Source organism: Erythrobacter litoralis HTCC2594, from assembly GCF_000013005.1.
Classification (GTDB): domain Bacteria; phylum Pseudomonadota; class Alphaproteobacteria; order Sphingomonadales; family Sphingomonadaceae; genus Parerythrobacter; species Parerythrobacter litoralis_A.
The window spans coordinates 822,166-847,649 of the sequence record NC_007722.1; the positions used below are offsets into that span (position 1 = coordinate 822,166).

At 60.7% G+C, this 25,484-nt stretch carries 22 protein-coding genes, 1 tRNA gene and 1 pseudogene; 18 read left to right on the forward strand and 6 right to left on the reverse strand.

The features are described 5' to 3' along the window. The first annotated feature begins 26 nt into the window (after window positions 1-26). The 6 genes from EL2594_RS03940 to EL2594_RS03965 all read left to right on the forward strand — a co-directional run bounded on the left by EL2594_RS03940 (window position 27) and on the right by EL2594_RS03965 (window position 4,741). Window positions 27-263 carry an acyl carrier protein gene (locus EL2594_RS03940; protein ID WP_011413765.1) on the forward strand — a complete coding sequence of 79 codons (237 nt, stop codon included), beginning with the start codon at window positions 27-29 and terminating at the stop codon, window positions 261-263. A 112-nt stretch (window positions 264-375) separates the two neighbouring features. Next, window positions 376-1,635 (forward strand): beta-ketoacyl-ACP synthase II, encoded by a 1,260-nt coding sequence (fabF, locus tag EL2594_RS03945; RefSeq protein ID WP_011413766.1) that lies wholly within the window; start codon window positions 376-378, stop codon window positions 1,633-1,635. Continuing rightward, window positions 1,635-2,603: an endolytic transglycosylase MltG gene (gene mltG / locus EL2594_RS03950; RefSeq protein WP_011413767.1), complete on the forward strand. Its 969-nt coding sequence runs from the start codon at window positions 1,635-1,637 to the stop codon at window positions 2,601-2,603. The genes fabF and mltG overlap by 1 nt, the downstream gene beginning before the upstream one ends. Beyond that, entirely contained in the window at window positions 2,600-3,139 is a 540-nt protein-coding gene (locus EL2594_RS03955) for a 2'-5' RNA ligase family protein (protein WP_011413768.1), read from the forward strand. The genes mltG and EL2594_RS03955 overlap by 4 nt, the downstream gene beginning before the upstream one ends. Window positions 3,140-3,232: 93 nt before the next feature. Then, window positions 3,233-3,309 (forward strand) — tRNA-Met (locus EL2594_RS03960). A gap of 178 nt (window positions 3,310-3,487) precedes the next feature. Continuing rightward, window positions 3,488-4,741, forward strand: coding sequence for a tyrosine-type recombinase/integrase (locus EL2594_RS03965; RefSeq protein WP_011413769.1), 1,254 nt, complete (start codon window positions 3,488-3,490; stop codon window positions 4,739-4,741). 7 nt (window positions 4,742-4,748) lie between these two features. Here the strand turns inward: EL2594_RS03965 and EL2594_RS15620 are convergent, their stop codons facing one another. Both EL2594_RS15620 and EL2594_RS03970 read right to left on the reverse strand, forming a co-directional pair. Next, window positions 4,749-4,973: a DUF5818 domain-containing protein gene (locus EL2594_RS15620; RefSeq protein ID WP_192895895.1), complete on the reverse strand. Its 225-nt coding sequence runs from the start codon at window positions 4,971-4,973 to the stop codon at window positions 4,749-4,751. Continuing rightward, window positions 4,949-5,545 carry a lytic transglycosylase domain-containing protein gene (locus tag EL2594_RS03970; RefSeq protein WP_011413770.1) on the reverse strand — a complete coding sequence of 199 codons (597 nt, stop codon included), beginning with the start codon at window positions 5,543-5,545 and terminating at the stop codon, window positions 4,949-4,951. The genes EL2594_RS15620 and EL2594_RS03970 overlap by 25 nt, the downstream gene beginning before the upstream one ends. 144 nt (window positions 5,546-5,689) lie before the next feature. Here EL2594_RS03970 and EL2594_RS03975 point away from each other — a divergent pair, with 144 nt between their 5' ends. The 3 genes and pseudogenes from EL2594_RS03975 (at window position 5,690) to EL2594_RS03985 (ending at window position 12,998) form a co-directional block, all read left to right on the forward strand. Further along, entirely contained in the window at window positions 5,690-6,598 is a 909-nt protein-coding gene (locus tag EL2594_RS03975) for a DUF7146 domain-containing protein (RefSeq protein ID WP_011413771.1), read from the forward strand. A 75-nt stretch (window positions 6,599-6,673) separates the two neighbouring features. Further along, window positions 6,674-10,920, forward strand: a pseudogene (locus tag EL2594_RS15460) (strawberry notch-like NTP hydrolase domain-containing protein). Window positions 10,921-11,024: 104 nt separating this feature from the next. After that, window positions 11,025-12,998, forward strand: a complete 1,974-nt coding sequence (locus EL2594_RS03985) for a ParB/RepB/Spo0J family partition protein (protein WP_011413774.1) — start codon at window positions 11,025-11,027, stop codon at window positions 12,996-12,998. A gap of 357 nt (window positions 12,999-13,355) precedes the next feature. On the opposite strand, the gene EL2594_RS15095 is transcribed toward EL2594_RS03985, so the two are convergent. Genes EL2594_RS15095 through EL2594_RS04000 form a run of 3 tightly spaced genes read right to left on the reverse strand, consistent with a single transcriptional unit; the run spans window position 13,356 to window position 16,740 of the window. Then, on the reverse strand, window positions 13,356-13,892 hold the full coding sequence (locus EL2594_RS15095; RefSeq protein WP_081432276.1) for a Mov34/MPN/PAD-1 family protein: 537 nt from the start codon (window positions 13,890-13,892) through the stop codon (window positions 13,356-13,358). Next, on the reverse strand, window positions 13,889-15,565 hold the full coding sequence (locus tag EL2594_RS03995; RefSeq protein WP_011413776.1) for an E2/UBC family protein: 1,677 nt from the start codon (window positions 15,563-15,565) through the stop codon (window positions 13,889-13,891). Before EL2594_RS03995 ends, EL2594_RS15095 begins: the two co-directional genes overlap by 4 nt. Next, the gene (locus tag EL2594_RS04000; RefSeq protein WP_011413777.1) at window positions 15,562-16,740 is read right to left on the reverse strand and encodes a CBASS cGAMP synthase; all 1,179 of its coding nucleotides are present in this window, start codon (window positions 16,738-16,740) and stop codon (window positions 15,562-15,564) included. The genes EL2594_RS03995 and EL2594_RS04000 overlap by 4 nt, the downstream gene beginning before the upstream one ends. 77 nt (window positions 16,741-16,817) lie before the next feature. Between EL2594_RS04000 and EL2594_RS04005 the strand changes: the two genes are divergently transcribed. The 6 genes from EL2594_RS04005 (at window position 16,818) to EL2594_RS04030 (ending at window position 21,391) form a co-directional block, all read left to right on the forward strand. Continuing rightward, window positions 16,818-17,555 carry a hypothetical protein gene (locus EL2594_RS04005; RefSeq protein WP_011413778.1) on the forward strand — a complete coding sequence of 246 codons (738 nt, stop codon included), beginning with the start codon at window positions 16,818-16,820 and terminating at the stop codon, window positions 17,553-17,555. Between the two features lie 293 nt (window positions 17,556-17,848). Next, window positions 17,849-18,778 carry an ArdC family protein gene (locus EL2594_RS04010; protein ID WP_011413779.1) on the forward strand — a complete coding sequence of 310 codons (930 nt, stop codon included), beginning with the start codon at window positions 17,849-17,851 and terminating at the stop codon, window positions 18,776-18,778. 11 nt (window positions 18,779-18,789) lie between these two features. After that, on the forward strand, window positions 18,790-19,230 hold the full coding sequence (locus tag EL2594_RS04015) for a hypothetical protein (protein ID WP_011413780.1): 441 nt from the start codon (window positions 18,790-18,792) through the stop codon (window positions 19,228-19,230). A 219-nt stretch (window positions 19,231-19,449) separates the two neighbouring features. Then, a complete protein-coding gene (locus EL2594_RS04020; RefSeq protein ID WP_011413781.1) occupies window positions 19,450-20,385 on the forward strand; it encodes a DUF2493 domain-containing protein in 936 nt (311 codons plus the stop codon). 69 nt (window positions 20,386-20,454) lie between these two features. After that, a complete protein-coding gene (locus EL2594_RS04025; RefSeq protein WP_011413782.1) occupies window positions 20,455-20,718 on the forward strand; it encodes a hypothetical protein in 264 nt (87 codons plus the stop codon). 274 nt (window positions 20,719-20,992) lie between these two features. Further along, window positions 20,993-21,391 carry a single-stranded DNA-binding protein gene (locus EL2594_RS04030; RefSeq protein ID WP_011413783.1) on the forward strand — a complete coding sequence of 133 codons (399 nt, stop codon included), beginning with the start codon at window positions 20,993-20,995 and terminating at the stop codon, window positions 21,389-21,391. Window positions 21,392-21,456: 65 nt separating this feature from the next. On the opposite strand, the gene EL2594_RS04035 is transcribed toward EL2594_RS04030, so the two are convergent. Beyond that, window positions 21,457-21,720 carry a DUF6437 family protein gene (locus tag EL2594_RS04035; RefSeq protein ID WP_011413784.1) on the reverse strand — a complete coding sequence of 88 codons (264 nt, stop codon included), beginning with the start codon at window positions 21,718-21,720 and terminating at the stop codon, window positions 21,457-21,459. A 342-nt stretch (window positions 21,721-22,062) separates the two neighbouring features. On the opposite strand from EL2594_RS04035, the gene EL2594_RS04040 reads away from it, so the two are divergent. The 3 genes from EL2594_RS04040 to EL2594_RS04050 all read left to right on the forward strand — a co-directional run bounded on the left by EL2594_RS04040 (window position 22,063) and on the right by EL2594_RS04050 (window position 25,244). Next, on the forward strand, window positions 22,063-22,284 hold the full coding sequence (locus tag EL2594_RS04040; protein WP_011413785.1) for a hypothetical protein: 222 nt from the start codon (window positions 22,063-22,065) through the stop codon (window positions 22,282-22,284). Between the two features lie 594 nt (window positions 22,285-22,878). Next, window positions 22,879-24,051, forward strand: coding sequence for a site-specific integrase (locus EL2594_RS04045; protein WP_011413786.1), 1,173 nt, complete (start codon window positions 22,879-22,881; stop codon window positions 24,049-24,051). Continuing rightward, window positions 24,048-25,244 (forward strand): tyrosine-type recombinase/integrase, encoded by a 1,197-nt coding sequence (locus EL2594_RS04050; RefSeq protein ID WP_011413787.1) that lies wholly within the window; start codon window positions 24,048-24,050, stop codon window positions 25,242-25,244. The genes EL2594_RS04045 and EL2594_RS04050 overlap by 4 nt, the downstream gene beginning before the upstream one ends. Window positions 25,245-25,484 lie beyond the last annotated feature (240 nt).

Consider the following 25,484-nt stretch of genomic DNA (forward strand, 5'->3'; position numbering starts at 1 on the left):
ACCCCATCAAGCAGAGGGACACCTAAATGAGCGATACCGCTGACCGCGTGCAGAAGATTGTCGTCGAGCATCTCGGCGTCGAGGCCGACAAGGTCAATCAGGAAGCCAGCTTTATCGATGACCTGGGCGCAGACAGCCTCGACATCGTGGAACTCGTCATGGCCTTCGAAGAAGAGTTCGGCGTGGAAATCCCCGACGATGCTGCCGAGAAAATCTCGACCGTCGGCGACGCGACCAAGTATATCGAAGAGCACAAAGGTTAAGCCTGGGGGCTAAGCCCATTCGCGCTTATCACCCCGCCAGCCGCGCTGGCGGGGCCTGACAGGCCCGACCCCATCCGCGGGCCGGGCCTGTGTCATTTCGACGGAGAATTGCATGCGCCGCGTAGTCGTCACCGGTCTTGGCCTCGTCACCCCGCTGGGCGGCGATGTCGAAACATCGTGGAAGAACCTGATCGCCGGGGAAAGCGGCGCCGGGCAGATTACGAGCTTCGATGCCACGGACCAGAAGTGCACAATCGCCTGCGAGGTGAAACCAAAGGATCATCCCTGGGGCTTCGATCCCGACAAGCGCGTCGACGGCAAGATCCAGCGCCAGGTCGATCCGTTCATCGTCTATGGCATCGATGCGGCCGGACAGGCCCTCGAAGATGCCGGCCTCACCGACATGAGCGACGAGGAAAAGCGCCGCACCGGCTGTTCGATCGGTTCGGGGATCGGCGGACTGCCGGGGATCGAGAAGGAATCGGTCAACTTGCACGAGCGTGGCCCGGGCCGGGTCAGCCCGCACTTCGTCCACGGGCGACTGATCAATCTCGTCACAGGCCAGGTGACGATCAAATATGGCTTCATGGGGCCCAACCACGCGGTCGTGACGGCGTGCTCCACCGGTGCGCATTCGATCGGCGATGCGGCGCGCATGATCGCGCTCGATGATGCCGACGTGATGCTGGCGGGCGGGGCTGAAAGCACCGTCAATCCGCTCGGTATCGCAGGCTTCGCGCAGGCCCGCGCGCTCAACACCAGCATGAATGACCGCCCGACCGAAGCGAGCCGCCCCTATGACAGGGACCGCGACGGATTCGTCATGGGCGAGGGCGCAGGCGTGGTCGTGCTCGAGGAATACGAACGCGCCAAGGCGCGCGGCGCGAAAATCTACGGCGAAGTGACCGGGTATGGCCTGTCCGGCGATGCCTACCACGTGACCGCGCCGCATCCGGAAGGTCTCGGCGCACAATATGCGATGGAGATGGCGCTCAAGAAGGCGGGGCTGAAGGCGGGCGACATCGACTATGTCAATGCCCACGGCACCTCGACCATGGCCGACACGATCGAACTGGCGGCGGTCAAGCGCGTGCTGGGCGATGATCTGAGCGGCGCTTCGATGAGCAGCACCAAGTCCGCCATCGGCCACTTGCTCGGCGGGGCAGGGGCAGTCGAAGCCATCTTCTGCCTGCTCGCCATGCGCGACCAGATCGTCCCTCCGACGCTCAACCTGCATAATCCCGACGAAGGCACCGAAGGCGTCGATCTCGTGCCGCTCAAGGCCAAGCAACGCCAAGTGCACGCCGTCCTCAACAACAGCTTCGGCTTCGGCGGCACCAATGCGTCGCTGGTGATGCAGAAGGTCGACTGATGCGCAAGCTGGGCTGCCTTGTCGCGGCGGCGGTCCTGATCGTGCTGGCTGCCGGGGTGTGGTTTGCCGGGGGCTGGTACGGCTCGGCGGCAATCGAGGAGGATCGCAACTTCATCGTCGCGCAGGGATCGACGCTGACGTCGGCCGCGCAGAAGATGGAGGAAGAAGGCGTCATCGCCTCCGCCGATGCCTTCCTGTTGCGCGCGAAGATTCTCGGCAGCGGCGACCCGATCCAGGCGGGTGAATTCGAGCTGGAAGCGGGCATGAGCCCCGCAGCCATTCTCGACAAATTCCAGCGCGGCGATACGATCAACCGCTTCGTCACCATCCCCGAAGGCATGCCGTCGATCATGGTGTGGGAACGGCTGATGGCAGAGGATCTGCTGACCGGCGAAATCCCGGTACCGGAAGAAGGCTCCGTCCTGCCCGATACCTACAGCTTCGAACGCGGCGAAGAACGCACCGCCGTGCTCGCGCGAATGCAGGCGGCGATGCGGAACTATCTCGCCGAAGCCTGGCCCAAGCGCCGCCCGGGTATCGCCGTCGACAATATCGGCGATGCGGTCGTCCTGGCATCGATCGTCGAGAAGGAAACCGGCAAGCCCGAAGAGCGCCGCATGGTCGCCGGGCTCTATTCAAACCGCGTCAAGCGCGGGATGCTGCTGCAGGCCGACCCGACGATCATCTACCCGATCACCAAGGGCAAGCCGCTCGGCCGCCGTATCCGCCAGTCGGAAATCGCGGCAGTCAACGATTATAACACCTATTCGATGGTCGGACTGCCCAAGGGACCGATCACTAATCCCGGCCGCGAGTCCATTGCGGCGGTGCTCAACCCGGCGAACACGAGCGCGATCTACATGGTCGCCGATGGTACCGGCGGGCACAAGTTCGCCGAGACGCTGGAAGAGCACAACGCCAATGTCGAGGAGTGGTACGAGCTCCGTCGGCAGCGGGGCGAAATGTGAGCGAGGGCGGGGGCGGGCAGGGCCAGCCGCTGATCCTCACCGGCCTTTTGCCGAAGGACATGCACGGCTGGGCGACCGCGCTGCGCGACCGTTATTTTCCGCCCGAGCGCAATTATCTCGAAGCGCATGTGACGCTGTTCCATGCGATCCCCGCGCAATGCGAAGCCGAACTATGCGACCTGCTCAAGCGGCTGGCAGGCGAATTCGCGCCTCCGCAAGCGCGCCTCATTGGCCTCATGTCGCTGGGCGGAGGAACGGCGTTGAAGCTCGAGAGCGAGCAAATGCTTACCCTGCGCGACGGGATTGCCGAGCATTTTCGCGGCATGCTCACAAAACAGGACCAGGGCCGTCCACGCCTGCATGCGACGATCCAGAACAAGGTCACGTCCACCGAAGCCAAAGCCGCACAAGCCGAGCTGGAAGATACCGTTCAAGAGCGCAGCTTCGCCTTCCGCGGCTTCGGCCTGCACCGCTATCGCGGAGGTCCGTGGGAGCATGTCCGCGACTTTGTTTTCCGCGGCCGCGAAAAGGCGTGAAACGAGGTTGACCGGGGCGCACACCCGCCCTAAACGCGCCGCCTGCCGAGCGGGCCCCGCACCACGGGACAAGCCGCGCTCGAGGCCTTTCGGGGCGGAGTAGCTCAGGTGGTTAGAGCAGTGGAATCATAATCCACGTGTCGGGGGTTCGAGTCCCTCCTCCGCTACCATTCTCGAATCCGCATGGGTTCGCTTGGGGCCGCATGCATCCGCAAAATTCAATTAAAACAGAATGATGTGAGCGATTCGCGTCCGCTTGCGTGCGCTTGCATTCGCTTGAAGCCGGATTTGGTGTGGGGGTATTTTGGGGGTATTTTCCGGGGGTAGCGAAAAGGAGCGATACCCCCAATGGCCTTGAGTGAGATTCAGATCAAAAAAGCGAAGGCGGCAGAGCGCCCATACAAGCTTGCGGATGGGGAGGGTCTATTCCTCCTTGTTCAAAAGAACGGCTCGAAGCTCTGGCGGCTGAAATACCGTTACCACGGTAAGGAGAAGCTGCTTTCTTTCGGCGCCTATCCCGAAGTAGGAATAGCGGCAGCAAGAGAACTCAAGAAAGTTGCCAAAGGTGTGCTGGCTGAGGGCAGGGACCCGATGGTCCACAAACCGGGTCGGGACTTCGAAGAGGCCAAGACCTTCAGGGCGATCGCCACCATGTGGCATCAGAACAGAGCAAGTAGTCTCGATCCCGCGCATGCGAAGCGTGTCTGGTCACGCATGGACCAGGATGTGTTTCCTGACTTGGGCGAGCTCATGATGCATGAGATCACTCCACCAGAAGTGCTAAAGGTCATTCGGAAAATCGAAGAGCGCGGCGCGCTCGACATCAGTCGGCGGGCAAAGCAATGTATTGGACAGGTGTTCCAGTTCGCTATTGCCAGCGGCCTTTGTGATTCCGACCCTACTGCGCATCTTCGCGGGGCACTGAAGCCACGGCCTCGGGTCAAGCATATGGCGAAGCTACCTCTCGCGCAGCTACCCGAGCTGATGATTAAGATCGGGCAATATCAAGAAGAGGGTGAGAGACGCTCCGAGATTACCCGGGCAGCATTGAATTTCGCTCTTCTTACATGGGTGCGGACGAAGGAGCTTCGATTCGCCAAGAAGCACGAGTTCGAAGATATGGGTGGACCTTCACCAGTATGGCGCATTGGCGCTGACCGGATGAAAATGGGCCGCGAGCATATCGTGCCACTGTCGCGACAAGCCGCTTCTCTTGCTCAGGATTTGATCAGCAAGTCCGAAGGTAAATACGTCTTTCCAGGCCAGAAGCCCAAGATGCCGCTCTCAGAGAATACGATGATCTATGGCCTCTATCGGCTCGGTTACCACGGGCGGCAAACTGTTCACGGCTTCAGGGGTCTGGCGAGCACCTGGGCGAATGAGCAGCTTGTCGAGGTCGGCGATCCCCCGATGTGGATCCGTCGATATCATGAAGACTGGGTCGAACTGCAATTGGCACACAGCGAAGAAAACGAAGTTCGCGGAGCATACAATGCTGCCGAATATCTCGCTCCTCGGCGTGCAATGTTGCAGGATTGGGCAGACTTCCTCGACTCCATCGGCGGCAAGCCGCAAAACATTGCGGTCTTGAGGGCCGCTTGACCTGCTCCTAAGCGGACACCTGACCAAGCCATTCGACGCGAAGCCGGTCGAACCCGACGACAATACCCTCTGCGGTAACTTCAAATCCGAAGTCATCGTTTGAGGGTTCATAGTCTTCAAGAACCCAGTGATCACCGGCATCGGTTACAATTGCAGCTCCCCGAGGAAGATGCTCGAGCCGTCCGCTGATCCTTTTCCGATTCGTAGTCATATCGAGCTGTATGCCATCCATCGGTCGATAACGCTCTTCACATATCCAGGCGTTTCCCGATTTTTCGGTATCCCGCCGGCTCGCGACACGGCGCCGGGTCCAGCGTTGTAGGCGGCCAGCGCGAGATGGATCGCACCAAAGCGCTCTAGCATCTGCTTCAGATACCGCGCGCCACCGTCGATGTTCTGAGCCGGATCGTGGCGATTGCTGACACCGAGTTCTCTTGCCGTTCCCGGCATCAGTTGAGCGAGACCAGCGGCGCCAGCCGGACTGATCGCCATCGGGTTGAACCGCGATTCCTGCCAAATCAGGGCCTGAAGCAGTCGAGGCGGTAATTGGTATCGCGCTTCAGCTTGCCGGATGAGTGGCTCGTACAAAGCTTCCTTGAAGCTTCTATCGATATAAGCCTTGCCGCCTTCTGGTTTGGCCAAGTCGATTGCAGTCGGGTTAAAGCCAAGACCTTTGTCGGTTGTAACCTCAACTTTGCTGAGGTCATGGTCGAAGACTTGAAACTCCCGCGCCCGCGCAGACCCCGAAATCGCTATCGCTATCGCAATCGCTAGCGCACCGCAACCGCAGGCCACCAGATACATTCGCATCGCATAACCTTTCACCTTGCCTCGATCTGCAAGAGAACATAAATAGAACAAATAGGTGTAGGAAAACGCTTTTTTGCGTGCTTATCCGAGAGGAGAGAGGGTCGGTTGGAGGGGCAATTGTGAGGCGATGGAGCCGGTATGCCCGTTTCGAATTCAACCCTGTCACGTACCTCGCTTGAGGACACCGCCCGCAAGATCTGCGAAAGCCGGGGCGGCAAGTGGTCCGGCACCAAGGGCATGGCCTGCTGCCCTGCGCATGATGATCGCACGCCGTCACTCGGTGTGTCGCTCGGCCGACAGGCCATCCTCTTCCATTGCTTTGCGGGATGCGATCAGCAGAGCGTGTTGTCTGCATTGGCGCGTGAAGGATTCGAGGCACCGGCGCTTTTTTCAGCTTCTGCGACCACCAACGGCCCCGAACCGACCAGCACCCGCAAACCCTCGGCGGCAGCGCTGAGGATCTGGCGCGATGCACAGCCACTGCGTGCCAGTCCGGCAAAGGAATATCTTGAGAGCCGCGGCATCCTCGCCGCATCTCCAGCGCTCCGCTTCCATCCACGAACGCCGCTTGGTCCAAAAGGACGGACCCGCTTTTTGCCCGCCCTGATCGCGGCAGTCAGCCTCGACGAGGGGCCGGTCGCCGTCCATCGCACGTTCCTTTCGGGCAATACCAAGGCCGCTTTCGACAAGCCGAAACGCGCGCTTGGCGCGCTCGGTGAATCTGCTGTCCGCCTCTTCGCTCCGGCCTCTGGCAAGCTCGGCCTTGCTGAAGGCATTGAAAGCGCAATGTCGGCTTATGCTCTCACCGGTGTCCCCGTCTGGGCGACCCTCGGGAATGAGCGCTTCGGCCTCGTCAGTGTGCCCGAGAGCGTGACCGAGCTTCATCTCTTCGTCGATCACGACGCTGGCGGCGAGCTGGCTGCGTCGCGTGGCCTGTCCGCCTATGCTTGCGATGGACGCACGGTACATGTCCGCAAACCGTCATCACGCGACACCGATTGGAACGACGAACTCACGGCATGGCTGCGCCGCAAGGCGGCGCCGTAGAGGAGAGAGGGCTTCTCGAATTCCTGATCCGGCAGAGGGCGTGTCCCGATGCCTTCATCAGGAGGACGAATTGCCATGTTTCAATCAGACCTGTTTCCCACCGGCGAGCAGTTGCCGTCAATGCCTTTGGCCTACGCTATCGGCACCCGAGTTGCCGAACTACTCGCTTCGGGACGGCATCTTACCCGTGCCGACATTTCCGGGCTGTTCGCCGAAGAGACCGGCACCCCGGACTGGGGAAGCGCCTGGACCATCGATGACTACAACAACGCGGTCGAGATCGGCGCACTGCTCTGGCTTAGGGAGTCCTCATGCATCGATCTGGCAACAAGCGTGCACGAAGCCGACGCGCGGCTCGACTGGCTCGAAGCAGCCTTGCCGCCGCGGCATGTGCGCAGCGAAACACAGGTCGAGCTCCAGCAGTTCTCGACCCCGCCGATGCTGGCTTGGCTGATGGCGAAGGCTGCAGCTTTATGCGCGCAAGACACACTCCTCGAACCATCCGCCGGCAATGGCGCCCTCGCTCTCTGGAGCTCCCTCCAGAATGCTTCGCTGCTCCTCAACGAGATCGATCCGGCAAGACGAGATGGTCTGGCCCACATCTTCCCTTCGGCCACGATCACTGCGCATGACGGGGAACTGATCGCCGACCTGCATCGCGGCCCCATTCCGTCGGTCGTCCTGATGAATCCGCCGTTCGCGCGTAGCCAAGAACGCGGCAAGGATGGCGAGACGGCGCAGCGCCACCTTCGTAGTGCAATCCGGGCCGCGGCCAGTGGCGCAAGGATAGTCGCCATCATGCCCGAAGGCTTCGATGCTTCCACTTTCGCCAAGTCACAGCAAGAAGCGTCGCTGCTCCTCCATGTTCGCTTGCAGCAGATGTTTCGCCGGACAGGGACGGGGATTGCCGTTCGCCTGGTCGTCATCGACAAGACGCCGACTGCGTCTTCGCCCGCAATCAACGGGGATACCTGCGACCTGATCGCGCTCCACGCGCTTGTCACGAAGCTTTCGCCAAGGGCGAATATATCCGCCAACCTCCATCGCCTGCCAGTCGGAAAACCATTGCGCCTCGTTGGCAAGACTTCGAACCAACGCACGCCGGTCCGGCCGTTGGCGCCTTTCGCAGCGACATCAAAAGCCGCAGCGAATGCGATCGACCTCACCTATTCGGTCCTCGCCGAACCCGCGCCTGTGCCCGAACAGGCAGGCATCTACCTGCCTTACCGGCCCAGCCGCATCGCGTTCGAAGGCGCTCCGGCCCATCCCACCCCGCTCGTGGAATCGGTCGCCATGGGTTCGGTCGCGGCACCGCAGCCCGATGTTTGCCCGCGCCTTCCCGCATGTTGGCAGGCCGATGGCCTGCTGTCCGAAGCGCAATGCGAGACACTGGTCTACGCTGCCCAGGCATTTGCGCGCGATCTTCCGGGTCAGTTCAAGGTGAGCCAGGAAGGCACCTCGCTGGAACTCTCCGAGGACGGACACTCCTACCGCCAAGGCTTCTTCCTCGGCGACGGAACCGGAGCGGGCAAAGGACGGCAGATCGCCGCGGTCATCATGGATCGCTGGCTCGCAGGCGAGCGCCGACATGTCTGGATCACCAAGAACGAGGCGCTGCTCGAAGATGCACGCCGCGACTGGGAGGCGCTTGGCGGGCTGCCGCTCGATCTCCAGCCGCTCTCGCGCTGGAAACTCGGCCAGCCCGTAACGATGTCCGAAGGCATTCTCTTCGTCACCTATCCAACGCTGCGCTCGGGCCGCGCCGAGGATACGCGGCTCGACCAGATCCTTGCCTGGGCGGGCGAGGATTTCGACGGTGTGATCGCCTTTGACGAAGCCCACGCGATGGCCAATGCGCTTGGGGGCTCTTCAACCCGCGGCAAGGTCAAGGGCTCCGAACAGGGCATGGCGGGCCTCAGGTTGCAAAACCATCTCCCACGCGCCCGCGTGCTCTACGCGTCTGCCACTGGCGCTTCGGATATCGCCAACCTCGGTTACACTTCCCGCCTCGGCCTTTGGGGACCCGAGACCGCCTTTCCGACCCACGAGGCATTCATGACCGAGATCCGCGCTGGCGGCGTCGCGGCGATGGAGCTCGTCGCCCGTGATCTCAAGGCCCAGGGTCTCTATCTTGCCCGTGCGCTGTCCTTCGCCGGGGTCGAGTACGAGATCCTCGAACACAGCCTGACCGAAGCGCAGATAAAAATCTATGATGCCTATGCTGATGCCTGGGCGATCATTCACCGCAACCTCGAAGCTGCGCTCGAAGCAACCCGCGTGGTCGACGAGGACAGCGGCGACACGCTCAACCGCAATGCCAAGGCTGCGGCGCTATCGATCTTCGAAGGCACCAAGCAGCGCTTCTTTGCCCAGCTCCTGCTTTCGATGAAATTGCCGAGCCTGATCCCCGCGATGGAAGTAGCGCTTGGCGAAGAGCATTCGGTTGTCGTGCAGCTGGTCTCGACCGCCGAGGCCATGCTCGACCGGCGCCTTGCCGACCTTACCGTGGAAGAACGCGAAGCTCTCGATATCGATCTGTCCCCGCGTGAATACGTCATCGACTACCTTACGAAGAGCTTCCCGATACGATTGATGCAGGTCTTCGCCGACGAGGACGGCAATCTTCGCTCCGAGGCGATGAGCGACGGAGAGGGCAATCCCGTTTTCTGCCCGCGCGCCATTGCTGCGCGCGATGCGCTGATCGAACAGCTTTGCGCACTGCCGCCCATCGCCACTGCGCTCGATGCGATTATCGAACATTTCGGAACCGACGCCGTGGCCGAAGTCACGGGCCGGACCCGCAGCTTGTCCTCGGCCGCGATGGTGAGCAGCGCCTCGAACGGCGTAGCCCCAGCGCCAATGTCGCCGAAGCGCAAACCTTCATGGAAGGGACCAAGCGCATCCTGGTCTTCTCGGATGCGGGCGGCACGGGGCGTTCCTATCATGCCGACTTGGGCGCCAGGAACCAGCAGCGCCGGGTTCACTTCCTGCTTGAACCGGGATGGCGCGCCGACAACGCCATCCAGGGCCTTGGTCGCACGAACCGCACCAATCAGGCCTCAGCCCCGCTGTTCCGCCCGGTCACCACAGATGTGAAGGGCGAGCGCCGGTTCATCTCGACTATTGCGCGAAGGCTCGACGCTTTGGGCGCGCTTACGCGCGGCCAGCGCCAGACCGGCGGACAGAACCTGTTCGACCCGGCAGACAATCTCGAAAGCGACTATGCGCGCGACGCGCTCACCCGATGGTTCCAGCTGCTTTATGACGGCAGGCTCGAAGCCACCACATTCGGCAACTTCGTCGAGCGAACGGGCCTCCGGCTCGAAAGTCCAGATGGTGGACTGACCGACAATCTCCCCACGATCCAACGCTGGCTCAACCGCATTCTTGCGCTGCCGATCGCGCTCCAGAACGCGATCTTCGAGGAGTATCTCGGACTTGTCGAAGCGCGGATCGAAGCTGCGCGCGAGGCCGGAACGCTCGACCAGGGACTGGAAACCGTGAGGGTCGATCATTTTACGGTCCTGGCAGATGAACTCCTGCGCACCGATCCCGTGACCCGAGCCGAGACCCGCCTCGTCTCGCTCGAAGTGACGAGGCACCTTCGGCCTCTGCAATTGCAGCGCCTGGTGCGGATGCACGAGATCGGCAGTCGGCACGCGATCCCGATGCGCAATATGCGGTCAGGCAAGGTCGCGCTGTCGGTTCCAGCCCGTCGCCTCATCGCCGACGACGGGGCCGTGATTGAACGCAGGCGCCTGCTGCGCCCGCTCAAGTCCGCGAACTGGACCCTTGAGGCACTCGCTGAGAGCCACTGGGAGGAAATTGGCGTCTCTGCGTTCACCAGCGCCTGGCGGGCCGAGGAAGAAGAGGCGGCCAAATCACCGGTCACTGAGCGAGTCCATTTCGCTACCGGACTTCTGCTTCCGGTCTGGAAGCGCCTCCCAGGCGATCATGTTCGGGTCACCCGGCTCGTTGCCGAAGATGGTCAGTCGATCATCGGTCGCGAAGTGCTCGATATCGATCTCGCTGCGATCGCCGATACCTTTGGTCTATCCGGGGTTACCGGACCATCGGCAGAACAGATCGGCGCGCTTGTGATTGCCAGCGGCAAACCGCTGGGCCTTGCTAGCCATGATCCACTCACCGTGAAACGCTCGCTGGTCGGCGGCGAACAGCGCCTTGAACTGATCGGCTTCTCCCCCGATCGGCTCGACTGGTACAAGAACAAGGGCTGCTTCACCGAGATCATCCGCTACCGCACGCGGCTGTTCGTCCCGGTGTCGAGAGCCTCGTCGGTCCTCCCCGCGCTTGCCGCCTGATCCTTAGGGCAGACCCCAATCTCAGAATGAGAGTGGAGGGAGCCCTTTGGGCTTGTGGGCCTCGTGATCCTCACCTGCGCCTTCATTCCATCAGGAGAACACCCATGATCCATTCGATTCCCTTGAAGAAGCTCGTCCCGAGCCCGCGCAACGTTCGCAAGTCGAGCGACGTGCTGGCCGACCTCCAGCTGCGGGCAGACATTGCTGCGCGCGGCCTGCTGCAGAACCTCGTCGTGCGCAAAGGAAAGCGCGGCAAATTCGAAGTCGAGGCCGGCGGTCGCCGTCTCGCCGCGCTGCAGGCGCTGGCCGAAGAGGGCACCTTGCCTGACACGCACGAAGTCACCTGCCTCGTGATCGAAGGCGAGGAAAGCGAAGTGCGCGAAGCCAGCCTCGCCGAGAACTTCCAGCGACTCGCGATGAACCCGGCCGACGAGGCGCAGGCCTTCGCCTCCATCATCGAAGCAGGAGCTACGACGGAAGACGTAGCGCGACGCTTCGGCCTCACCGTCCGGTTCGTCGAAGGGCGCCTGCGTTTGGCAAGTCTGGCACCCTGCGTCTTCGAAGCGCTCGCCGAAGGCACGATCACGCTCGACATGGCCAAGGCCTACGGCGCGATCTCCGACGTCGAGCGCCAGGCGCATGTCTATGCCGAGCTGCAGGATGCCTGGTACCAGATCACGCCTGACACGATCCGCCGCATGGTGCTTGATGCCACGGTGCGTGGTTCCGATCCGCGGGCCGTGCTTGTCGGACGCGATGCCTATCTCGCCGCAGGCGGCCGGATTGAGCGCGAACTGTTCGACGATGACGCCAGCGAGAGCTGGATCGATGTCGCGCTGCTCGAAGACCTCGCGCACAAGGCCATGGACGAAGCCGCAGAAAAGACCGCGCTCGAATTTGGCCTTGCCTGGGTCCGGCCGACGCTTGGCAACTACGTCAGCCACGACCTTGTTGAAGGTCTCGGTCGCTTGCCCTGCGAGCCTGCGCCAATGACCGAGCAGGAAGCGCAGGAGCTCGGTGAGCTCGAGGCCGACTACGACCGCGTCGCCGCCGTGCTCGAAGACGAAGACAGCGACGAGGACGAGGTCGCCAAGGCCGAACAGGAACTCGTCGTCATCGACCGCGCCATGCGCGCGCTCAATGACCGGCCGCCGGTCCTCGCTGACGAACTGAAATCCGAGGCTGGTGCCTTCCTAGTCCTCTCGCGCAATGGCGAGCCGACCTTGGTCCCGCAGTTCTACACCGAGACCGAAGTCATCGCTGACGAAGGCGTGATCGAGGCCATTGAAGAGAGCGGTGCGGCGAAGCCCAAGGGCAGCTCGCTGTCCCAGCGCCTGCTCGACGAACTGGCCATGCAGCGCCGCGACATCCTTGCGATCCATCTCGCCAACGATCCGGCACTGGCGCTCGACTTCATGGTCTTCACGCTTGCCGATGTCGATGGACATGACTGGCGCGCCAAGAAAGCGTCGACGCTGGTCGGCTCTGTCGCTTCCGGCCCGGTCACCGGGTTTGAGGCCAAGGATGCGCCGGCGAGCGCTGCCCTGGCCGAGTTTGCCGGGTCGCTCGATGAAAGCTGGCGTGCTGGTGAATGCGACGTGAAGCGGTTTGCGAGGTTCCGGGCGCTTTCCGATGAGGCGCGTTCGGCCTGGCTCGGCCATGTCGTCTCGCGCACTCTAGTTGCAAGCCTTGCGTGCGAAGGCGAACGTTCGGTGCCGCTGCACGAGGCGCTTGGCTCGTTACTTGAAATCGAGACCGCGCATTGGTGGCGTCCCACGGCGGCCAACTACTTCGACCGCGTGGCCAAGGCTCGCACGCTCGAAGCGCTCGATGGCGCCGGCGGTCCCGAACTCGTCAGTCGCTATGCCGCATCGAAGAAGGCCGAACTGGCGAGCGCTGCCGAGCGCATCTTCTCCGGCAACTTCATTGGCGAGCCCGAGGTCAAGGAACGGGCGCAGGCCTGGGTTCCACCTATAATGCGTTTCGCCGGTTCTGAAGAAGCCGAACTGGCGGACCACGGAGGCGACGAGGCGGCCAACGTGGAAGCAACTGACGAAATTGCCGAGCAGGCTGCCTGACCCCTCCTGACAGGTCCAGGTCACTCGGCGGGCGGTCCGTCCCAATCGGGACGGGCCGCCTTTTCCATGTCAAATTTGGGGCCGATTGCTGACTGTCTGCTGTTAGCGAGCACGGCACGGAATGCTGCCGTTTCGTCTCAGAATCTGCTGCCAGCCTTAGTCCTTCTGTTGGAGATTCATCTTTCGTCGCTGCGCAATTCGGTTTGTCGTTGGCAGTTACTACGTTAAGGCTCAGGTTCAGGGTCTGTTGTGGTCGTTTGATCTCAATTGCGGCTCGCAAGGTGCCATAGCAACGTGAGTGCGGAGACGGGCTGTTCGCAGGAACAGAGCAAAGCGTGGTTTCGCTTGCCCGCTAGGCTAGGGCAACTCGACAGTTGGACCACAAGCCTCATTCCCCGTTTTGCGCAGACGACGCTTGATGGCAGCAGGGGTGAGGTAGAAAGTGCCAAGGTCATCTTTTTCGACTTGCCGGAGCAAGACCTTACCTCGACCACCCCAAAGCTGTAGGTAAAAGGCGGTTTCTCGTCCGTCGCAGATAGGGAATATCATCCCTGCCTTGCGCTGCCTAACAATGCGGTGCCAATTGCGAACATCGATGGACGAAGGCGATAGAGAAAACCCGGGATGGCTGTGCCATTCGCCAATCCAATCCATCTTTCCGCCAGATTTACGCCACCGCCTAAGCGCAGCTAATCTGTGCCCCTTAGGCGAGCGCTGGAAGCGCGTCGAACTCTGTCGATCCCATGGCAATGGACGGGTGATTTCAGTCACATGAAGGTAGGAACCCTTGCGCAGCCCGATGACCAGTCCCCCAGCTTCTAGAGGGCGATGCTGCCGCGTACATTCTAACATGTTCTCCGCCGCTACATGATCGACCAGTATGCCTTCGATCACGACTCATCCCTCGAAAGGCAGGATGGGCACGTTTTGTGCGCTGAAGGAGACGTTGGCTTACGCTCGATGCCGCGCTCGTGGTCGAGTACGATCGTGCGAAGCCGCGCCCCTGGCTTATCGTTGGCCCAACCTATCGCCATGTCGCAAGCTAATCCGGCAGCGATGGCAGGCGCAGCAACGGAATAAGGAATATAGTTCCCATCTCCGCAGGTCGCAGGGGCCATGTTCGCTTCGACCCCTGGTTTCAGAGCTGGGAAACGCGGTCCTGCGTCCATAGACGGCCTCAGACAGCGAAAGCAGCAATCATCACCGCGGACATTCAGAAAAGCCTGAACAGCTGCCCCGTTACCGCTTATCCAGCAATGCAGAATGGCCTCAGCCGATATGTCGTCCTCATAAAAAAGTTCATTCAGCGCATATTGCGTGTTCCAATCACCTGTCGCGTCGACGAGCAGATCGGAATCAGCCAGCACTGCCTTTTGAGCTAGCGCATCGCCAACCGTGGCTCGGATATCGCATTGAGGGTGAAAAGACCTTAGCTCCTCAGCCAGTGCGCTCGCCTTCCTTTCGCCTATCCGCGAATGACCGAGATAATGACGCCCAATATTGCCAGCGGAGAGCACCTGGCCATCGATCAGCGTCAGGGGTGCACCGGCGCCCGCGCCACTTTGGATAAGGAACTTGGCCAGATGGCTTCCGAGTGTGCCGCAACCTACAAGAGCAATGGCCTTCCCATCCAATGTTTTAATCCCGTGCAAGTTACGCTGGGCAATTTCAGCCAATCCCGTCCAATATCCACCGGAGCGCTTTATATCGAGTTTAGTCTTCTGCTTGGCCAACAGTGGCTGCAATTTCGAAGATCGCAGTTTCTTTGTGCGGACTGCCATTGCAATGTTGGCTGGCAGCTCAATTCTGACGCCGAGAGTGCAATTGTTTGCTGCGAGGCATACAAATTTCCCGGAGAGAAGCGCTCTTTCACATTCTCTCCAGCGATCAGCAACCACAGTCGTTTGCGCACGAAACCATTGCTCAAGAGACAAGAAGTTGTTCGGTACCACTCGATCAGCGGTCGGTCCCAACTCGGCATCCAAATGGAATATAACGGCGCCAGACAAGCGAGTAGCCTCGTGGTCATGTAGACTGATTGTATCAGCGATCGCAAAAAACGGACTTCCCGTTGCAGGCTTGAAGACCGCGTATTGCAAGCCGGATTGTCGCTCCGTCGTACCATCCCGGCTCACTAGAACTCGGAAATTCGGCTCCTTTTCTATCCAATATTCCTGGTACTCGGCCGCCACTTCGGCGCCACCTTGCCCGGCAAAACTCTTCTCCAGCGAAAGCTCGGTCTGTCTGAGCACGCGCAAAACGGATCCGCCTGGGTCGTGAAAGTCGAGTGGCAGGCCTGTTGCGGGGGCAAAGCAAACTACAGAGCCTTCAATGTCGTCACGGCTTATATGTCCGAAAGCGCCAGCGGGGAGTTGCTTGCGATCGACAAGCCGAACAATTGGTAGCTCCACAAACTTTGAATCGGGAATGACCAGCTCAATATCGACCGCACGGCCATGGACGTTTATCGATCCGCGAAATTCTGGCGATGCGCCTTGCTGTTCGGTGAAGCCCTTATTCGCAAGCGTAGCTGCAATTGCACGCCACCGATCGGCTAGCGACATCATCCGGAATCGGAACTAGTGATGTGCGGTGTGGCCACGGTCGCCGCCGGAGCGGCACGCACGGCCGCAGCCGTGTCGCTCTCAATCGTAATTACATCTGGCCGATAGGGAATGCGCCGTCCGAAGGCATCGCGCAGATGCTCGATCACCCGATCGGCGTTGCCGGTGCGCTCGAGCGCAGCCTCCATCGTCTCGGTAAGGGCTCTCGTTTCCGCCAGAATAGCTCCCCGTTCTTCCTCGCTCCAGCTGTTCAAACAGCTCGCCTTGACCACCGGATTCTTGATTTCGCCTGAAAAAATCTGCGGGAGCAGTCGTGCGACATCGAGTATCGTCTTATCATCGCGGTTATCTGCGCTCTGACCGAGTTCGAGCAAAGCCGCATCAATCGCACACATCAGGCAAATTGAGGATAGTGGACTGTTGGCCCAAACATGATCGCGCCAGCCCTTAAAGAAGCGGCTCATTCGACGGAATGACGGGCCGTGGCGATCGACTCGGCTCTCAACCCAGTCATGAAGCTGCTTGGGATCCGATTGAACCCACTCTCCACTACGCTGGGCCAGCATCACGCGGTCGCTTGGAATTGCAGGAACGCTGTCAAAAGTGAGTTTGCGCGCGCTGAAGGCCGCTTCCTCAATCGCCGCCTTCATGACTCTGAAGCGCTCTTCCGGAACGGAATAGATCGGGATATCGATATGCGCGCCGCGCCAGAGCCTGATCCGCACGCACGTGCTCTTGCTTGAGTCGAGCGACCACCCGTTTGCCCGGCAAACCGGGCGAAGCACCTCTTCAACGAAGGTAAACAGGGCGCCGGCCGCCAGCGCGGGATGATTGTCGCTCAAAAAACGGACCGGAACGTACATGCCATCGTCAAGATCGATCTCCTGCAAAGCCGGCTGCGCTGGAGCATTCAGCGTCTTATACGCGAAGCTGCCTTGCGTCATAAACTTGACCTTCACATCGTCCTGAATGCGATTGGCAGTCTCGATCAGATAATCACGCCGCCAAAAGCTCTTGTCCGATTCGAGGCGATGCGTTGCATTGCGAAGGGCCGTACGGATGGCTTGACGGGCATTTAAGAGGCGCTGCCGCTCGTTATCTTCGATTTCGAGGCTTGCAAGATAGCTCGGGTTCTTTTGCAGCCCGACAAACAGGGCATGCGCGTTAGCTAAAGTCATGGCGGCACTCCAAATTCATTCAGGCCTTTCCTACACAGATGCGGCAGGTTACAGCGAAATCAAGAGGCGAACAAACAATGTACAGAATTTTCCCGGTAAAAGCGCTGATCTACGCTGCAGCCCTCCTGGCAGTGGGCGTTTTCCTAGCGATTGAACTCGCTACGTCCGCATTCGATATCGAAGTTCGAAGGCTGGCCATACCAAGCATCGTTTGGGCAATCTGTGTTGCCCTTACATGGAACCCGATCTGGCGGAGGGTTTGGGCGGTGAGTAAAAGAGTTAGCTGGTTGCCCGATCTTGGGCACCACGTGTTCCCGGATCTCAACGGTAAGTGGGCTATGACGCTTCGCAGCAATTGGTCGCGTCAGATGCAGTTGCTTGATGCGGCCGCTGATCGGCGGCGTAGTTTCGACCCTCGAATTTGCGAAGCGGACGAGCTTACCGAGTTGCTGCCTGTCTCACTGGTCGCCGAGATCAAACAATCGTGGTGGTCCATCAAAATCTCAGTGACCAATCCGCGCGCCGATACTCCGATTAAGGAGTCGACAAGCTATATCGTCATGCCGCGCAAGCGTTCGGAAACTGAGCGGCCCTCGCTTTGCTATTTCTATAACCAGCAAAACGACACCGATAACCAAGCGGATAATCTCAGTTTCGATGCAGCAGCCTGCCTGTTCTACGATAATGATAAGGATCAGCTTGAGGGAACATTCTGGACAGCGCGGCAATGGCGACGCGCAATCAACACTGCTGGAACACTCAGACTCGACCGCCTCCCTAATCAAACGGCTGAGGCACACGCGCTCGAAGCGTAGAAGTCATCAAAATTCACTCGGGCTAAGAGCTATCCACTGAACTCTTCGCTGTCGGATTGCCAAGAAAGAATCCGAAGCTCTTTAACGAGAAATCACAATCATAGCTTAGCAACCCCATCTCCGCGAAGCCACCCGCGTCCAGCCACCTAGCGAATGTCCGCTCTTGGGAGCCAAAACCTCGGGTGCTTACGTCTTGGACTGGGGCGCATAACGGTCATCATTGAAGGAGAGAGGAGGCAGCTTTGCTCATCCTGAGCCGGGATATGTCCGTCCCGGCCATCAGGAGAACTCCCATGACCAAGTATCGCCGCAGTGCTTCGACTTCGCCAGCCCAGCGCATTACCGCTGCCATCATCGAAAAGCTCGAGCAAGGCACAAAGCCCTGGGTCAAGCCGTGGCGTGGCGTACCGGTTTCGCGGCCCTTACGCTCCTGCGGGACCCCCTATCGCGGGATGAACACCTTCTGGTTGTGGACGGTGGCCGATGGCTGTGGCTACGCCTCGCCCTACTGGATGACCTACCGCCAGTGCCAGCAGCTCGGCGGACAGGTCCGCAAGGGCGAAAAGTCGACCATCGCAATCTTTTACAAGAGCTACACCAAGGAGGTCGAGAGCGCCGAAGGCGAAGCTGACACCGAGTACCGGCGCGTCCTCAAAGCTTATGCCGTGTTCAATGCCGACCAGTGCGACGGCCTCCCCGAGTTCTATCATCCCAAGCCACTCATTGCCGCGCTGGAGCCCAAAGGACGCGAAGAGCGGCTTGATACCTTTTTCGCCGAGATCGGCGCTGACCTGCGGCATTCTGGAGCCCAGGCCTATTACGAGCCGCAGCGTGACCGGGTCACCATGCCGCCAGCCGAACTCTTCGAAGCCTATGACCACTACTACGCGACGCTTGCACACGAGCTGTCGCACTGGACGGGGCATTCTTCGCGGCTCGACCGCGATCTCAAGAACCGCTTCGGGAGCGATGCCTATGCTGCCGAGGAACTGATCGCCGAGCTGTCCTCGGCCATTCTCGGGGCCGAACTGGGTCTTCCGGTCACCCACCTCGACCATCACGCCAGCTACATCGCGTCCTGGCTCAAGATCCTCAAATCGGACGAGCGCGCGATCCTGACCGCTGCGGCCAAGGCCGAGGAAGCGGCCAGCCTGTTGCTTGATCTTGGGGGTCACCAATTCGGCGAGAGCGAGGACGATATCGACCTTGCTGACGCCGCCTGAGGAGCAGTGAGATGGGACGTTCCGTCAGTTATCCGACCGGCTCCGTGGTGGCCTTTCGCCTGCTTGATGAGGGCGAAGGCGACGATGTCGACTGGGTCTACGAGTGCCTCGTCGACGAGGTCATCGATAACACGAAGGCGACCTTTCCTTCTTTCGAGCGTTTCGATGGATGGCGCGGCCGCGAGGACAGAATCCTCTTGCGCAACGCCTTCGCCGATTGCGGCATATCGACCTATTGCGGCCTTGCCGCGATCTGGCTCGCCGAGCGTGACGATGCCCGGTACTGGGAGGCGGATTTCTACAACCCACGAACGGCGAGGGCACGGCACTGGCTTACCCAGGTGTCGGATAGGTTCATCGACCTGTTCGGGGATCTGCGCCTGGTCGGGCGGTTCTCGAATGGCGAAGCGATCTTCGAGCGCTCCCGATCGAAGTGCGACACCGGGTCCTGATCCTGCCTCATCCCAGTCCGCCGGGAGAGGCCCTTGGGCCGGTCGGGGCGCGCCGCAACCTGCGGCCCGTCGGCCCGTGTTACCCGCGCCAGCCTAGGGCCGCAGGTTTCCCGCTTCGCGGTGCGTCTCGCCCCTTGTCCCGGCCCTGATCGGGCTCCGGCGGACAGGACCGAGGCAATGGTGCCTCCTCGCCTTGTCCCCGCGATCAGGAGACACCTCATGTACGACAGCTTCATCGACCAGTTGAGCGGCCTCGATCTCTCAGGCCTCAGCATCAGGCCGGCCCCATTCAACGAGACCGACTTTCCCTGCGAGGATGCGATCGAACAGACGCTTGGCGCAGTCTGGTCCGACCTTTTTGCGATGTTTTCCGACACTGCCCTGGAAGCAGATGCCGAGGATATTGCCTGGGGTATGGTCAACCTTTTCCACCGCGCCGCCAGCCGCAAGTCGGCTCAACTTGACCAGGCCAGCGACGAGATCCGGGTCCTCCTTGCATCCGCCGATGGCTCCGAAGTGCATTCGAGCAATCTGGAAGAGCAGGTCGAGCGCGCGCAGGCTGCCGAAGCCAGCATGCTGGCCTTCGAGCAAATGCGCGAGGCGACGGCAGCACTTTATCGCGACGAGACCGGTTCCTCGTGGAAGCCCGTTTCCGGCTCGCGCACGAACCATTCGCGAAATCTCACATCGGCCGTGATCGATGCCCGCGATTTCCTGCGCGCACGCGCGGAGAACCGGCGTCATGCCCTGATTCCGGAGGGCACTCCGGTAGTCTTTGCCGGTGGTCGCCAAAGCTTCGAGAGCGCCGAGGATGCGAAGCGTTATGCCGAAAATGTTTGGGCGACGCTGGACAAGGTTCGCGATGTGGTTCCTGATCTCTTCCTGGTTCATGGTGGCGACGGCAAGGGTGCCGATCGCCTGGCCGCGAGCTGGGCCGAGCGCCGCGAAGTACAGCAACTGACCTACTCACTTGATCGTCGGCTTGGTGCCCGCGCCGGATTCAAGCGCAACGAGCAGATGCTCTCGCTCAATCCGCGTTATGTCGTCGCCTTTCCCGGCAATGGCGTCACCGAACGACTGGTGATCGATGCTAAGACGCGCCGGATCACCGTGGTCGATCGTCGCGGCCTCTTGGGCACCTCGCCTGGGTCCTGAGGGGCCCTTCATCATCTGCATCTTCATGGCGCGATGTCCATTCGGCACAGACCCGGCTATAAACTGCTCATGCAACTTGACGATCTGCTGCAGCGCTACTTTGCCACCACCGACCTTTCCGGGGTTTCTCCCGATACCTTTGCAGCCGGCATTGAGCACTGCCGGGTCGATCTCGGCCTTGAGGAGGACCGGGGCAAGCGCTTTGCGCTGTGGTCATTCCTCCACATGTTCGGATCCGCCCCCGATCTTGATGTGGCGTTCGAAAACGAGGAAGACCGGCAAGCAGCTCGCAACTTCATGGATCTCCTGGCAGCATCGGAAGGCGATGGGTAAGCTGATTGCATTGGGAATACGCGAGCCTTCAGGCCCACACCCGATACCCATCCGGCTTTCTTCGCGAACAGTCCTGAACCAGGTCAGCTGAGGACGGCAACCCGTTCCTTTCCGGCCGTGTTGTCGCGCTTCGCGCGCCTGCCCGCACCACCCGTCATGAACAGGTTTCCCTTGGAGCTTCGCTCCTGCGGTGCAGTCCTCCCATGCCCTGCTTCTTCTGGATGTTCGCAAGCCGGAGATGGTCTCCGGTTTGAGGAACTGAAGGACTTACACCATGACCAATATCGCAATCCTCACCGGTCGCATCGCCCGCGAGCCCGACACCCGCGAGACCAAGGGCGGCACCAACGTCACCGGGATCACCGTCGTCACCGATCGCCCAGCACGGGACAAGGACGGCAAGACATACAAGGACGAGAACGGCTACACCGCCAAGGAAAGCGAGTTCCACCGAGTGACCTGCTTCAACGGCCTTGCCAAGACCGTCGGCCAGTACTGCTCCAAGGGCCAGCTGGTCAGCGTCCAGGGCCGCATCCACTACACCCAGTGGGAGGACAAGGACGGGGTCACCCGCTACGGCACCGAAATCCTCGCCGACAAGGTCGACTTCCTCTCCCGCGGCAACGGCTCCGGCGAGAACGACGACAACAAAGATGCTCCCGAGATCGACTGAACTCTCCCGTCGATCTCTCTCCCGAAGGGGTCCTGTCCGAGCCGGACAGGGCCCCTTTCCTCGTTCTACTTCACAGGCACTTCTTGAGAGCTAGGAGAAGATGTGGAAGCGCCCAGCCGCTTTAACGCCTCGTCCTCGCCCAGCTTTGCGAGCTCCACGGCCAATCTTGCCAGGCCCTTCTTCGAGAACGTTTCAAGGCCCGTGCCGAGTATGACACTGCCCAATTCAAGAGCAGCCTGTTGCTCGAGTTCTTTCTGACGCTGGTCGAGTGCCAGCCGGTCGGCTTCCAGCTTTTGGAGTGCGGCTACAGCGCTTCGTTTCGATGGCATTGGAGTTCGTCCTTACTCCCCTTTAGCGTTCCTCCCGCAGGCTCCAATGGAACAGGCCAGACCCTGTAGGAAAGTCCTTTCGCAGATGACCACGCTGGAGCTTTTTGGCGGGCGGGGAGGGGCCTGGCTCACTGACTTTCAAGGGTGACGGGCCCGGCACCGGCGCGTCAAGGACGGCGGGGCCCCACCATTTTGCCTCCCCTACGCTTGCGCTGCGGTTCGACAAAATCGTTGCCCCCACCGCCGCTTCGCGGTCGCACATGCGGGCGATCCCTGACCCGCCGGCACCGCGCCCGTCCGCCTTCCTCCTGTCGTCTCACCGACAGATATCAGGAGGAAATCATGACTACACTTGGCAACCTTGAAACGAACTCGAACAGCTACTTCGAAGCACTCGCCACTGCCGAACAGCGGGCCTTGCACAGCTTCTTCGACCAGCACGTCGTCGAGGATGACGACCTTGGATATTTCGCTCTGGATGAAGGTGACTACAATGCCTTGCCAGCACATCTGGCCAGCCGTGTGGTGCACACTGTGCATGGCGCAATGCTCGACCAATTCTGAGCATCCAATAGGGCGGGAGCCGGTGACGGTTCCTGCCCTCTTTTCGTGTTCGCTGGTGGACGACCTGGGCGTGATGTGGAGCGGGGCTGATGACGCGCTCGATCCCGCACCACCTGCGGCGGTGCTCCTGCGGGCGCGGTGTATGTGTTCCGGGCCCCGCACGCACTTGCGCACCGCGACCGGGTTGGACCAGCGCGCGCGGCAGGACCGACAGGTCCCGTTCCTGCCGCTTCACACATGGTCCTTTGCCGGCCCCTTTTGCGCAGGTGCAGTCTCTTGCTGAGGGAGGAGCGTCGACAAGCTCGCTTGCAGGCATTGGCCAATGCAAATGGTTGCTCACGCTCCTGCGGCAAGGTTTGGGAATGACCATTAAGAAAGAACGGCCAGGATTACTGTTCACCACCTGCGCAATTGGAGACTGAGGCACACCGTACGCAGTAGCACTGCTATGTTTTGGGAAAAAGTGCAATAAAATCAGTGCGCGAAACGCTCAAAGTGCTCGGCAGAGAGGGTGCTGTTGAATGCCGCCCGGTCCCCGCAAATGACAGTAATTCCAAGGGTTCTGGGGGCAGTTTGCATGAGGGCGAATGCCATATGGTCCCCAAACGTCGAAGGTCTGCCCGTAGAGCGCTTCTCGATGGCAATTTTGCCCGCCGCAAACTGCCGCAGCGCGAACGCGAATACTGCATCTGGGACACCGAGCTGGCAGGCTTCGGTCTTCGCGTAAGGCCGAGCGGGAACTACTTCTGGTTCGTTCGCTTGCGGCATCGCGGCAAGCATCGGCGCATCACCCTTGGCCGGACCGACGAGCTTGAGGCGGGACTGGCAAGGGCGCAGGCTCGCCGCATTCTTGCAGAAACCGCGCTCGACGGATTGCCCAAGCGCGCAGTGGTGAAGGCCACCCCAACGATGACCGATTTCGTCGAGGCTTATTGGGATGATCTATCCCGCGTCTGGAAGCCCTCGACCACCAAACGAAATTGGGATGCGTGGCGGCTCGATATCAAGCCTACGTTTGGCGACACGCGCGTGGCGGACATCCTTCCAGCAGACATCCACCGCTGGCGCGATGGATGCGCGGGAGAGAGCGAGGTGAAGTTCAACCGCGCCGTGCCCGTGCTGTCCGCGCTGCTCAAATATGCCGAGGCGCTCAAGATGCGTCGGCCAGGTTCGAACCCCTGTCGAGGAATGCCGCGCTACAAGCGGCAAAGCGTCGAACGCTATTTGACGCCAGCCGAGTATCGCCGGATCGGAGCGGCATTGCGAGAGGCTGAGGCAGACCGACCGGCAGAGGTCGCAATCGCTCGCCTGCTCTTGTTCACCGGCGCGCGCGTGGGCGAGATCAAGAATCTGCGCTGGGAGTGGGTGAAGCCACCGCGACTGCTGCTGCCAGACAGCAAGACCGGTCCCAAGGTGATCTGGCTCAATTCGCAGGCGCAGGACGTACTTGCGGTGATCGAGCGGCGCGAAGATAGCGAGCTGGTATTCCCGAACAAGACCGGCAAGCGTCCGGTGAACTTCGATCAGTGGTGGTTCGTTTTCCGGCGGCGCTGCGCATTGCCCGACGTTCGTATCCATGATTTGCGCCACAGCTTTGCTTCAACAGCGATTATGGAAAACGTGCCGCTATCGACCATCGGCAAGCTGCTGGGCCACAAGCTGGTTGAGACGACCGCCAAATATGCGCATCTGTCCGATGATGTGATCGGCGAAGCCGCCGAGCGGATTTCCGGCTCGCTGGCGCAAGCTATTGGCCTCAGGCCATGACCGCCGCCAGTCTCAAGAAGATCGTCGAAGAGGCGCTTGCCGAGGTCGGGGCAACGGTCAACTTCAAGCTCGTTCCCAAAGGCAAGGCGCGCACCACGACCTGGCTTGGTGTCGAGCACGGTTTTGGCATTCGCCACTATCCGAGTGGCCGCAACGTCTACATCGTCCAGACGCGCATGGCAGGCCGAATGCGCACGGTCACAATCGGGCCTACATCGGTCCTAACTCGCTATCAGGCCCAAATGGTCGCGCGCCGCGTCATCGCATATGCACAGGTCGGTCGCGATCCGGCGACCGAACGCCAGCGCATCCGGTCCGCGCCGAGCTTCGCCGATTTCGTGACCGAATATTGGGATCGCTGGGCGCCACGTTGGAAAGCATCGACCCTGGAAACGCACACCGGCTACCGCCGCCGCTATCTCGATGATGCCTTTGTCGGCGTCTACATCGACGAACTCAACGAGGGCCATGTCACGAGCTGGTTCGCGGACCTCAACAATCTGACTGGACCGGGAGCATCGAACCGTACGTTCGAAATCCTCAAGCATATGCTGAACAAGGCAGAGGACTGGGGCTACCGGCTCGAGAACACCAATCCGTGCCGCTCCGTCCGGCCCAACCGCAAGCGCCAGTGCGAGCGCTTCCTTACCAATGATGAACTGGCCCGTCTGGGTGCCGAGCTGACAAATCTGCGCGCATCAGAGGATCGCACCAAGCAATGTTCGGGTGCAGCGATCACGCTCCTGTTGCTGACTGGTTGTCGCAAGAGCGAAATCCTCACGCTCGAATGGACCGACATCAAGGGCAACCGGCTGCACTTGCGCGATAGCAAAACCGGGCCGCGAACGGTTTGGCTTGGCTCGGCAGCGCGCGAGGTGATCGCCGCGCTTCCGCGCTTCGAGAGGATCCCATATCCATTCTGGAACTACCGCTACCGCAAACCGCTTCGATGCGTGAATGGCTTCTGGCGCAGGCTCAGAGACGAAGCAGGGCTACCCGACGTTCGCATCCACGACTTGCGCCATACCTTTGCTAGCCATGCAGCGATGAACAAGGAAACCTTGCCGATGATCGGACGGTTGCTCGGTCATGCTAATGTGCAGACGACCGCGCGCTATGCTCATTTCGATGACGGTCATTTGCTTGAAGCGGCGCAGCAAATCGGCGATTTGCTCGAGTGCATGCTAAATTGAGCAAGCGGAACAGACCTGAAAAGATCCCGGCTTTAGCCGAGTGCCTTCCTTTTAGATGTCGTGCTCCTTCGTCAATCGGCCAGCAGCATCCCGAGAGGTGCCTGACGATTCGATCGGGAATGCAACGCAAAGACGGACATAAGGGGGAAAGTCTGCTTCGCGCCCCAAATCTCGTCGTTCCGAAACTATCCGGGAGATCCCAAAAGCGGTTATTCGCACGGCTCAGTGCGAAGGGAGTTT